We start from the raw sequence: 12,491 nt of genomic DNA, 5'->3' as shown, positions 1-12,491 counted from the left end.
GGCGTACGTAGTGCCGGGACCAGCGTGGCAATGAGGGAGGCAAGGTGCCCGGACCGGCACGGCCGAAGGACGAGATCTGCGTCGACGACTACATCATGCCGACGCCGACCGGGGTGGTGCTGCTCGCCTCGACGCTGGACCGACCGCTGCAGTCGGCCGCCTTCGAGTACGCCAGGGCGCGCGGCGACGGCCACGGCTGGACCTGGGTGACCGTCGCGCCGCAGGCCATCGCGCAGGACTTCGTCGTCAACTGGGTGCGCGGGCAGCCGCGCTCCGCCCGCGACCGGATGCGGCTGGACCTGTCCAAGCTGGGCACCCCGGTCACCGAGGAGATCGCGCGCACCTACGCGGACACGTTCGGCGCGAACGTCACCGGGCTCAAGGTCGCCGACGTCGCCGACCCGCACGCCCCGCACATCGTGCCGGTGGACGCCGCCGACCGGGAGACGACGCTCGACCTCGCCGACCACCTCATGGTCAAGCCGACCGAACGCGCGCCGGTCCCGCCGACCGCGCCGGGCGCCGACCCGTCCGGGGTGCACCTCGGGGGCGACACCCCGGTGGCGGAGCTGCCGCCCGCGCTGTTCACGCCGACCACGGTCCTGCACCCGATGGTGCCGCAGGCGATGCCGGACCTGCGCCGCCTGGTGCACGAACTGCGCCAGGTGCAGGCGGAGTGGAACGGCCGCCTCGGCGGGCACCCGGGCCGGGTGATCGACAAGTGGATCGCGTTCGGCGCGGGGCTCGACTGGGTCGCGGAGAACGTCGATCGGGCCGCCGCCCGGCCGCGCCTCGACGCCCCCGCCGTCACCCAGCAGCGCATCGGCGTCTCCGGCCTGGTCGCGGCGTACGAGGACTTCCGGGCCGCGGTGCCCGGCGAGAAGCCGAAGAGCGTCGCCGACCTGCTCGCGCCGCCCGGCCGCGGCGCACCGCGCGCGTCGCTCGACTTCACCCCGGGCAAGTCCACGCTCAAGCCGTTCGGCACCGTCGTGGGCGCCTCCGAGGACGCGAACGCCTTCGTCCTCATACCGACGCCCGGGCTGCGCCGCACGATCCTGGCCGGCCTGCTCGCGCACACCGCGCCCGGACGGGTGCAGGCGGCGTTCGCCGAACACGCCATCCTGGCCGCCGCCACCGGGCCCGATGCCGAGCATCTGCGCGACCTGGCGATCGCCGGCGCCGTGGCGACCCTGCTGGCGCGGCCGCCGGACGACGCGGAGACCCGGCAGTGGGCCACGGACCGGATCGCCACCGCGCTGCCGGCCATGAGCCCGGTCGAGGCGGGCGACTGGATCGAGCACCTCGGGTCGATCGGCACCGCGCGCCCGACGCACGCCGCCGCGCTCCAGGAACTCGCGGCGCCGCTGGTCCCGATCGCCGGGCCGGCCGTCGTCACGCCGCCGGCCAGGCCCGGCGCCGACGTGTGGGCGCCCGTGCGGGCGGCCCGCGACCTGCTCACCGATCCGGAGACCGGCATCGCGCCGGGCCGTTCCGTCGAACGGCTCGACCTGTGGCACGGCGAGGTGGAACCGGCCGCCGCGACCGCGCCGCTCGGGTCGACGCCCGACGACGTCGGCATGATCCTCGGCGCGCTCGGTGCGCTGGGCGGCGCCCTCGCCGACCCGTCGGCGCTGGAGGGCAGCGGCCGGACCGACCTGTCGCCGGCCGACATCGAGCGGGCGGCCGGCGGCGCCTTCCAGCCGCGGACCGAGGAGCAGCGGATCTGGAACCTCGTGCTGTCGCAGGGCGGCGCGGCGGTCTGGATCCACGTGCCGGCCACCTCGCGTCGGCAGGCCCGGACGTTCGGGATCGTCGGCGACGACCGGACCGGGACGATCGTCCCGCGGTGGATAGATCCGCGGGAACCGGGGCTGTTCGGCGCGCCGGCCGACATCCACGACGCGCACGGCGCGCTGATCGGCGCCACCGGCGTGCGGGTGCTCGCCCAGGACCGCACCGGGCGGCGGATCGACCTCGACAAGTTCCAGCAGCCGGCCCCGCCCGCCGACGCGCCGGCGCCGGTGCGCAACCTCAAACCGCTGGCCCGCCCGTCGCATCCGGAGGCCCCGCCGCTGGCCGCCCTGGTGAACATGGCGGAGTGGCCGGTGGTGCTCTCGACGTTCACCGCGAACCGCGGCGTGCTGGTCACCCCGCAGACGCTCGAGTACCTGGAGTACCGGCTCAGCAATCCCAAGCTGTCGGACGCGGTGCGCGACCGGCTCAAGACGATGCGGGGCCTCATCACGCTCGCCGGCATGGGCCAGGAGGCGCTCGCCGTGCGCTACCTGACCGCCCCGAACCCCACCAAGCGCAAGGAGGCGCTGACCGGCGCGGTCGTCGGCGCGGGCGCCGCGATGCTGCGCGCCATGGTGGACCTGACGGCCGCCCGGGCGGAGATCAACTCCGAGCGCGCCGACGCGGCCATCATTTCCGCCGCCGCGAACATCCTCGAGGGCAAGCCGGCCGGCCTGGACCGTTCGTTGGTGCCGCGGTACGTCAGTTACAGCGCCCGCGTCGCCTGGTTCCGGCATCTGCGGGACATCGCGACGGCCGTCGAGCAGCAGCGGCCCGGCTCGTACCAGCAGCAGGCCGAAGAGATCAACGCGCTGATCCGTGAGGTGCTCCGTTGTTGACCCTGCCCGACGGGTTCTGTCTCGCCGAACGGATCGTTCCGGTCGCCTCCGGCGTCTACGTGCACACCGGTCCCATGGAGGACCTGGAACGGGTGCTGGAGGCGACGCCGGAGTACGTCGCCGCGCGCGACGCGCAGCCGATCGCCGGCACCACCCGGGCCTTCATCGGTCCGCTCGAACCGGACTCGACGCTGCTCGACCGCTGGTTGGCGATCCAGCGCCGGGCCGGCCGGGACGACCTGCTGCTGCGCATCGACGGGCGGGACGTGCCGCTGCGCGACGTTCCCGACCGCACGCAGCCGGCCCCCGCACCGGCGCGCACCCCCGAACCGGCCCCGCGGCCGAGCGGTGTGCACCTCGGCACCGGCACCGAGGGCGAGGGGCACGGCGTGCTCGTGCGCAACCCCGGTCCCGCGAAGCCGATGCTGGCCCAGTGGCCGACCATGCACCTGGCCACCGACCACTACGGCGGCGAACGCATCCTGGAGGTCGTCGGCCGGCCGTGGCGCAACTTCGCCGCCGAGTACGCGTGGGTCGAGCGGTCGACGATGGCGGCGCAGTTCGCCGAGGTGCGGCGCAACCTGGCGCTGCCGCCGGGCGAGAGCGCGCCGCTGGGTACCCTGCTGCCGCACAGCCCCGGCCGGCCGAAGGCCCTCGCACCGGGCCTGGCCGAGGTGACCGTCGAGGGGCGGCGGCCGCGCCCCGACGAGGACTGGATCGCCGAGGACGGGCTGCCCGGGCTGAACTTCCAGCACACCGTCGGGGTGCCGACGTGGGGCGTCTACCGGTTCCTCAGCGAGCTGGGTGAGCACACCCGCTACGCCACGAACGGCTTCTCCCAGGTGGCGCTGCGCCGCGGTCTGATGTTCGCCGACGAGCAGGTCGAGGAGCTGGGCGAGCAGGGCTTCTCGCCGCGCAGCGTGGAGTCGTTCCGCGGCTACCTGGCGCTGCTGTACACGCAGCTCGCCGCCGAACTGCGGGTCGTCGCCAAGCGGCGCGCCGACAAGCCGCACCAGTGGGCGAAGTCCTACGCGACCGCCGTGTCCCGCACCGACCTGTCCGGCATCCGCAAGTCGATGTCGCCGGCCATGCAGCTGTTCCTGGACCGGCACGCCGACACCATCGCGAACGCGCTGATCGGGGACCTCGGCGAGATCCCGTCGCTGCGCACCGACGAGACCGCGCTGACGCTGCCGTTCGACCAGGACGACGACGGCGCGCCGGTCACCGTGCGGGACGTGCTCGACACCGCGCTGCGCGGCAGTCCGGCGCGCGATCTCAACCAGGACAACCTGCTCGGCATCGAACGTTCCCGCAACACCCTGGACACCCACTGGGGCGCCCTCGGGGTGGGGATGGTGCTGCTGGAATGGCGTTCCCCCGGAAGCGGCCCGGAGGCGCCCCGGGCCGGCGGCCCGGAACTCGACCAGCAGTGGGACTGGATCTCGGATTTTCTGCGCGACCTCTTCCCGGAGCTGACGACCGGCGGCCTCGACGAGCAGCGCGCCCTGCTGGAACGCCTGCACCTGGAGACCGTCGAGGAGACCGAGCGGCTGCTGGCGGGCCCCGCGCGGGCCACGGCCGTCGCCGAGCTGCACGCGACCCACGCGAACCGGGTCCGCGGCATGGCGGCGCAGGCGATCGCGGCCCGCACCGCCCGGCCCTGGGCGCACCCGTCGGGCCGGACCGTGCGCACGCTCACCGCGACCGGCGCGGGCGACGCCGACGAGCGCCGCGCGGTGCTCAGCCACTTCGTCCCGAACGCCGACGCCCCGCCGGCCGGCCCCGACGCGGCCCCGCTGCGCGCCGCCATCCACCTGGACAGCACGCTGGCCGGTGGCGACAAGCGCTGGCAGAACCTCGACTCGCTGCCGGCGCGGCCCTCGGCGGCCGACGTCGTCGGGCGGCTCCGGTCGCTGAGGTCGGCCGACACCACCCCGACGGTCGGCTTCGTGCGGCTCGACGAGAGCGGGCACAGCGGGTTCGACGCGCTGCTGTCGCACCTCGGGCGGGCCGGCAGCGGCACGGCCGGCATCGCGATGTGGGTCGACCCGGCAACGCCCGGCGAGGGCATCCGGGTGGCCAACGTCAGCGTCGCGCGCGACGGCGTGACCGTGCTGTTCCGCAACCCGCACACCGGCGACCTCGCGCGGGTGCCGCTGGAGTCGGCCGCCGAGGTGTGGTGGCTGCAGACCCGTACGCGTCTGCACGAGGGCTCGACCGTCTCGGCGTTCACCCCGGTCGAACGGGCGGAGGCGCAGGCCGCGGTCCCCACGGGCATCCACCTCGGCGGCGGCCCGGAAATGGAGATGCACGAGGTCAGCGCCCGGGCGAACGCCGACGCGACCGAGGCCGAGGGCCCGGGCGGGCTGCCCACCTCGGCCACGGTCTCGCTGGTCGGCGAGAAGATGAACCCCGGCGGCCCGACGAAGCCCACGTGGTGGGTCGTCGAGATGGTCCCCGGGCCGGTGCGCGTCTGGGACGCCGAGTACGCCTTCACCGACCCGATGGCCCAGGCGCAGACGGTGCACCGGCTGTGGGAGGCGCTGTCCGCCGCGCCGCCGGAGGGCGCCCTGGCCCTCGACACCGTCCCGGCCGACCTGCGCGACCGCTTCGTGGCGACCAACCCCGAGGCCACCGTCTACGGCATCGGCCCGGACGGGCTCAGCGGGTACACCGGCGAACGGCTCTCCGGGATCTACCTGCAGTACACCGCCGGTGTGCCGGTGTGGGGCCTGTACCGGTACTTCGACGAGATCGGCACGCACAGCCGCCTCGGCCCGAACGACAAGAGCGTGCAGCTGCTGCATCAGGCCCTGCGCTACGGCGCGGCGATCGGTGCCCGGGTGGCGCAGGACAACCGCTACTCCGCGCTCAGCGTCGAGTCCGTCAAGGGGTTCATGACGCTGCTGTACACGCAGACCGCCGCGCTCATCACGTCGGCGTACACCGAGGACCCCGCCGAGCGGCGCAACCCGAAGAATCTCGCCGTCGCGCTGGCCCGCAACAACCTCGCGCGCATCTCGGCGGCCCTGCCCCTGCCGGTGCAGCTCTACCTGCGCAGCAACGCCGACCGGCTGATCAAGGACATGCTGGCGCAGTACCGGCGGGACAACCCGTCGAACGCGTTCATCATGCCGCTGGACGACGAGGACGTGCTGGACGAGGCGTTCGAGGTGTCCACGACGTTCGACCTGCGGGAGGTCTTCGACACGGCGCTGCGCCCGGCGACGACCCGCAGGCTCGGGCAGCACGCGTTCATGGGGGTGCGCACCGACTTCGAGGAACTGGACAACCACTTCGGCGCCCTCGCCGACGAACTGGTGCTGATGGAGGGCCGCAACCCCGGGCCGCCCGACACGGTGCTCATGGGCGAGGAGCAGTTCGGGCGGGAGTGGCAGCGGCTGCAGGTGTTCCTGCGTTCGCTCTACCCGCACATGCGCACCGGCTCGATCCAGGAACAGATCGCGCACCTGCGGGAGATGTGGCGGGCCGAGGAGGAGGAGATCCTCCGCTTCCTGCCGCCGTTCCGGCACGATCAGACCCGCGGCGAACTGCGCCAGAAGTACGGGCCGCGCTTGGCGCGGCTGGAGACGCACGCGCTCGCGACGGCGGCCACCCGCAAGTGGCGCCAGCCCGACGGGCGCACGGTGCGGGCGCTGACGAACGACGTCGGCGGCCGGCCGCTCACCGAGGACGAGCAGAGCCGGCTCACCGAGCTGTTCCTGCCGCCCTGGTACCAGGCCGACGAGGACCTGCCGCTGGTGCGCCGCGCCGTCGACATGATGGCCATGCTGGGCCAGCGGGTGGACCGGCCGTCGTTCATGCGGGAGAACCTGACCCCGCCGGACGAGATCCCGCTGGACGAACTGGCCGAGCAGTACCGGCACGGCGGTGGGTTCGTACGCTTCACCGACGCCGCCGGCGATCCGGCGCGCGGGTTCGCCCCGCTGGTGCGGCACCTCTCCCACGCGGGCGCCGAGGCGGGCGGCATCGCCGTGTTCGTCGACCCGGCCACGGCCGCGACGCGTGTGCTCGACGTGACGGTCGCCAGGGACGGGGTGACCGTGGTCTTCCTCGACCCGGCGACGAACGGCCTGGCCCGGGTTCCGCTGGACGTCGACGCCGAGGTGTGGTGGCTGCAGGTGAACCGGCCGCCGGCGCGGGTGCCGCAGCCGACGCCGGTGCCGTTCGCGCAGGTGCCGGTGGGCGAGGTGATGCTGGCCGAGCGGTTGCTGGACCGCGGGATCCATCTCGGGGTCGAGGGCCCGGTCGCCGTCACGCCGACCCCGGTGGCGCCGGTCGGGTTGCCGTTCGCGGGCGGGGGGCAGTCGGTGCTGCGCACCCCGGCCTGGCGAGCGGCTCCGGCCGGGACGGCGGTACCGGTGCGGACACCGGTCGTTCACTCGTCGGTGCCGGAGGCGTTCCTCGACCGGGCGGGTGCCGACCGGCAGCACGACGTGACGCGCGCCGTGCTCGCCGCCTGGGACCACCTGCTGGCCGGGGACCGGACCGCCGCCGACGGCGCGATCAAGCAGGTGAAGGAGCATCTGGCGGAGCCCGAGGCGAAGGCGAAGTGGGCCGGGTTCGTGATCGACTCCGGTACCGGCTTCGGGTCCTCCGAGCGGGCGCGGTTGGAGACGCTCGCCACGATCGTGATCGAGTGCCGGTAACTGTTCACCCACCGACCATTTCCTGGCAGTTAATGGGAATCCTTCCGGTTCGTCCCTGCTGATGTCGTGGGGGCGTGACCGCCCCGGCCGCCCCGCCCGGCATCTGTCTCAGCGATCGCATCGTCGTCGTCCCGTCCGGCGTGTACCTCCACACCGGTCCGATGGAACTGCGGGAGCACACGCCGGAGTACCGGTACGCCCTGGACGCGCCGGTGCTCCCGGGCCGCACGCGGGTCTTCGTCGGCCCCGCCGAGGCCGACCTGTCGATGCTCGACCGCTGGTTCGCGCTGCAGCGCCGGGCCGGCCGCGACGACCTGCTGCTGCACCTCGACGGGCGGGACGTGCCGGCGGCTTCCCCACCGGTCGACACGGTCCCGACCGCCGCGACAGCGGTCGACGCAGTGCCGGCGGAGCCGAGCGGGATCCACCTCGGCCGCCGGGACGACGCGAACGCCGCGCAGCGGGCCACCCACCCGAGGGCCGTGCTGGACGGCCCGCGCCGCCCGGCCGTCCCGGCGTCCGGGGTGCCCGCCGTCGTCGCCGCCGCCCGCACGACCGGAGCGGTGCGACTGTCCATGGTGGACGGTTCCGCGGACACCGTGCGCGTCTTCGCCGACGGCCACGACGCGCGGCTGCGGGTCACGCTGGATGCCGCGGCGACCCGGCCCCGGCTGGTGCTCGACCCGGACTCCGGCGCCGACCTGTTCGCCGGCCGCGCCCGCACCGCCACCGTCGAGCTGCCGTCCACAATGGACACCCAGGAGGCGGCCCGGCACCTGACCCGCCTCGCCACCCGGCTGGTGCACGAGAACGCCGCCGCGCACCGCGCCCGCGCCCTGGTGACCGGCGGCCGCGGCGACCGGCTGACGACGACCGCGCGCACCCGGTGGCAGTTCGGGCTGAGCCCGGCCGACCGCGCCGGCATCCGAGATCTCGCCGACCGGCTGGCGGACGGGGACCTCGACGGCGTGGTCGCCGGCCTGCGCGACCTGGGCGCGCTGCGCGACCGCACCGGCGGGGCCGCGCGCGGGGCGTTCGTGCTCGGCCGGCTGCGCGCCGGCGGGATGCTGCCCGACGGCGGGCTGAACCTGCTGCTGCGCCGCATGTGGGACACCCGCACCGACCCCGGCACCGGCCCGGTGCTGGACGCGGTCGAACGCGCCACCGCCGTCCTGCTCGCCCAGTCGCCGGAGGTGCTGCGCGCCGCGCGGCTGGTCCGGGACGGCGACACCGCCGCGCTGGAACTGATCGCCGACACCGACCGGCCGGTCACCGGCAGCGATCTCATCACCCTGCCGGTGCGCGTCCTCGACGCCCCGGCCTGGCGCGCGGCCACCGCCGACCCCGACCGCGCGGTGCACGAACGCGACGGGCAGCTGTGGCTCCGCGCCGACGCCAGCGACGCGGCCGTCACCGCGGAACTGAGCGGCCACCTCGCCCGCCGGGCCTGGCAGCGCCGCCACCCGGACGTAACAGCGGCCGACCTGAGCGCGGTGCAGCTCGTCGCCGAGCACGAGAGCGTGCGCCGGACCCACTTCGCGGTCAGCGTGCGCGCCCGCCCGACCCCGCACGCCGCACCCGGTATCGCGAAGCGGTTCGGCACGGCGCGGACGGCCCGCGCGGCGCGCACGACGTTCACGCCCGGCTACGCCGACCGGGTCACGCTCGGCCCGCTCGACCGCATCGAACGCCGCGCCCGCGAGCTGGCCGCGACCGCCGGCCCGGCCCTCCGTCCGGAACTGGCCACCGCGCTGCGCGACCTGCGCGGCCGGGTCGAGGGCGCCTACGTGCGGCAGCCCCTGTCGGACAAGGCCCCGACGCTCATGCACCTGATCCGGCGGATCGGCGCCGGCATCCCGGCCATCGCGCTGACCGCCGCGTCGGGCACGCTCGCCGGCCGGAACCCGGCCCTGATCGCCAACAGCGGGGCGAACACCGCCGTCTTCAACACCACGCAGGCGGTCTCCGACGGGATGGCGGCCGGGATCGCCGGCGGCGGGCCGCCGAGGAGCGTGCTGGCGGCACCGAAGGCGCCGGGGCGGGTGGGCCGGTACCGGCCGCCGCGGTTGAGCGGCCCGTCCGCGCAGCTGACCAAGCGGGCGCCGTCGGCCTCGACGAGCGCGCTGGTGAGCCTGTTCATCACCGGGCCGCTGACCGGCAACTGGGTGCTCGGCGTCTCGGCCCTGATGATGGCCGCCGGGCAGAGCATCGTCGCGGGTGCCGGTTCGGACTGGGTGTTCGACCGGCCGGAGGCCGTCGCGAAGGGCCGCTTCGACCACTACTACAAGGCCACGCCGGACAACCGGCGCAACGTGTTCGTGGAATCGTTGCACTACTTCGGTTTCGAGCTGCAGGAGCGGCTGCGCGCCGGCGGTGTCGCGCTGCCGGCGAACGACGCGGCGGTGCTCGGGCGGGTGCGCGACCGGCTGCTGGCGATGCGGCCCGCGATGCGCACCGAGGTGAAGAGCAAGGTGCGCGAGCTGATGCGGCGCCGGAACCTGGCGCGGCGCACGCTGGAGCTGTTCGGCGAGCCGACGGAACGGCCGGACGTCACCTACGACCTGATCGAACGCGGCGTGCCGGCCGGTGCACCCCGCACCTGGCACAACGCGACCCGGGTCGGCGTCCAGCACTACGCGATGCAGGTGCCCGGGCACACGCTGGCGTTCCTCACCGGCAACGCGATCGACCTGGCGAACTCGATGGGCCTCGGCGCCGCGCTGCGCGGGCTGGGCTACGGCGGCGGCTGGAGCCTGGCCAAGGCGATCGAGTTCGCGGACGCGGTGGCCGTCGCGGCGTTCGACGCGCTGCGCCGGCTGGATCAGGTGATCGCGCTGACGGAGTCGGTGCTCGACCCGGCGCGCCCGGCCGCCGCCCGCGACCCAGAGGCCTCGACCACAGCGCATCCGGTGCTGCGCAAGCTCTCCACGCGTGCGGCCCTGGCGAGGAACCAGCGGGCCACGAACCGCCGGGCCGCCGTGCCGGTCGACGACGCCGGCACCCTGCTGCACCGCCCCACCGAGATGCCGTGGACGCACCAGGTGGCGTACAAGCACCTGCCGGCGTTCGTGGGACAGACCGTGGGCTACGGCATCGCGGCCGGACTGGGCTGGCTCGCCAGCGGGCCGCTGGTGCCGACCGTGCTCGGCGTCGGCGCGGTGGTGCAGGCGTTCACGGCCGCCGGGGAGACCGCGATGCGGGTGAACGAACCCGTCTACAAGCAGGTCGCCCGGGACCGCGCGGCGCGCGCCGAGGTGGCGAAGCTGCCCTTGTCGAACAGCAAATTCGTGGCGGTGCTGGACGAACTGTCGACGCTGGCGGCCGCCGCCAACGAGGAGATCCGGCCCGCGGCGGCGCGACCGTGGCGGCCGGCGCACCGGCGGTTCGGCGCGTGGAGCGTGGATGTCGCCACCGGGCGGGCGCACCGGATGCGCAACCTCGGGCGCCGCGCCGGGCACCGGGCGTCGGACCTGTTGCACGACACCGGCCGCGCGCTGACCCGCACGCCGAACACTCCGATCGAGGGTTTGCGCCTGAGCCGCGCCGACCGCGGCAACCTCGCCGTGCTCGACGAGATCCTCGGGGAACTGGCCACCGCCCGGGACCCGCGCGCCACCGCCCGCACCGACCTCGACGCGACCCGGCTGCGCGCCGAACTGGCCGTCCTGCTGGACCTGCTGGGCCTGCGCGTCGAGCAGCCGGGCAGCACCGCCCGGTGGGGCCCCGCGCGCGCAGAGCTGCGCCGCACCCACCACCGCACGGACGCGGCGCTCGCCGAGGTCGAGGAGCTGCGGCGGGTCCCGCTGAGCCCGCCGGAGACGGCGCCCGCCGGGGTGCGGGCCGCGGCGACCGCGATCCGCGACGCCCGTTCGGGACAGCCGCTGCGGGAACGTCTCTGGGCCGCCGTCGACCACCTGCACGCCGCTCGACCGGACAGCGCCACGCGCTTCGACGTGCTGGACGACGGCGCCGTCCTGCGGGTCACGACCGCCGCGGGCGACTTCACGGTGGCCGTGCGCGAGACCGACAACGAACGGGCGACGCTGACCCTGCCCACCGACGACCTGTCGCACGCGGCGTTCGGCCGGCAGCGCAAGGGAACCGCGCTCGACGTGCCGGCCGCGGTCGCCGCCTCCCCCGCCCGGCTGGCCGGGGCCCTGCGCGCGGCGGCCGCCGACCTGGTGGCGCACCGCGGCTCGAAACGGGAGCGGGTGCGCCGGCTGTGGCGTTCCACTGTGGACAGCCTGACGTCCACTGTGGACACCGCACCGGTCCCCTTGTCGGTGCCGCTGCCGGCGACGGCCGGGCCGGACCCGCACCCGCCGCTGCCGGGCCGGATTCCGGTGCCGGCCGGCGGCGACGCCCTGCCCGTCGCGCTGATCCTCTCCGCGCCCGCGCTCGTCCGGGAGGCGCTGATGCGCGGCCGGTCCCGGGCCCACGTGGCGGCCGTCGACCGGGCGTTCGCCGCGCTGCGCGACCCGGGCATGCCGGCGCGGCTGCTCCGGCACACGCTCACCGCCCCGGAACGCGGCGCCCTGCACGCGCTCGTCGGTTTCCTGCGCGCCGCCGCGGCCGACGCGGTCGACGCCGGCGTCATCGCCGAGACCGCGACCGCCACCGCGCCGGCCGTCGGCGGTACCGGCACCGGCGGCTGGACCCACGCCGGTGCGAACGGCGGGCCGCGGCGCCGCTTCGCCGACCGGGTGCGCCGGCACGGCTACGGCGGCGACGCGGACCCGCTGCCGTTCGCCCGCGCGCTCGCGCACGTGGTGGGCCCGATCGCGGTCCTCGGCGAGAACGGCGGGCACGAGGTGCTGCGGGCCGTCGAGAGCACCGCCCCGCCGCGGGTGAGCGTGTTCCGCACGGCCGGCGGATGGCACGCCACGGGCGCCGCCCCGGCCGGCACGCCCGCGCTGAGTGTGCGCCTCGCCCGGCCGGACCTGCCCGCCGACGACGCGATCACCCGCGCGGTGGTGGCCGCGTTCGACCATCTCGTCGCCGGCCGGCGCACCGCGGCGGACGCGGCCCTGCGCGCGGTGGCCCGGGTCCTGAACGAGCCCGACGTGAAGGCCGCCTGGCTGCACCACGTCGTCGACCTCACCGACGGGGAGCCCGACACCGCCATGCGCAACCGCCTGGAGGTGCTCTCCGAACTGATCGCGCACTGCCGGTACTGACCCGGCGG

General features: G+C 75.5%; 3 protein-coding genes. All 3 read left to right on the top strand.

Annotated features, from left to right (window positions below):
• Positions 1 to 44 precede the first annotated feature (44 nt).
• The 3 genes from Val02_RS22540 to Val02_RS22530 all read left to right on the top strand — a co-directional run bounded on the left by Val02_RS22540 (position 45) and on the right by Val02_RS22530 (position 12,483).
• Entirely contained in the window at positions 45 to 2,633 is a 2,589-nt protein-coding gene (locus Val02_RS22540) for a hypothetical protein (protein ID WP_203901156.1), read from the top strand.
• Positions 2,627 to 7,306, top strand: a complete 4,680-nt coding sequence (locus Val02_RS22535; RefSeq protein ID WP_203901155.1) for a hypothetical protein — start codon at positions 2,627 to 2,629, stop codon at positions 7,304 to 7,306. Before Val02_RS22540 ends, Val02_RS22535 begins: the two co-directional genes overlap by 7 nt.
• Before the next feature lie 74 nt (positions 7,307 to 7,380).
• Positions 7,381 to 12,483, top strand: a complete 5,103-nt coding sequence (locus tag Val02_RS22530; protein WP_203901154.1) for a hypothetical protein — start codon at positions 7,381 to 7,383, stop codon at positions 12,481 to 12,483.
• The last annotated feature ends 8 nt before the right edge of the window (positions 12,484 to 12,491 follow it).

The sequence above is a fragment of the Virgisporangium aliadipatigenens genome (assembly GCF_016863615.1).
GTDB lineage: Bacteria > Actinomycetota > Actinomycetes > Mycobacteriales > Micromonosporaceae > Virgisporangium > Virgisporangium aliadipatigenens.
This window is presented reverse-complemented; position numbering and strand designations above follow the sequence as displayed.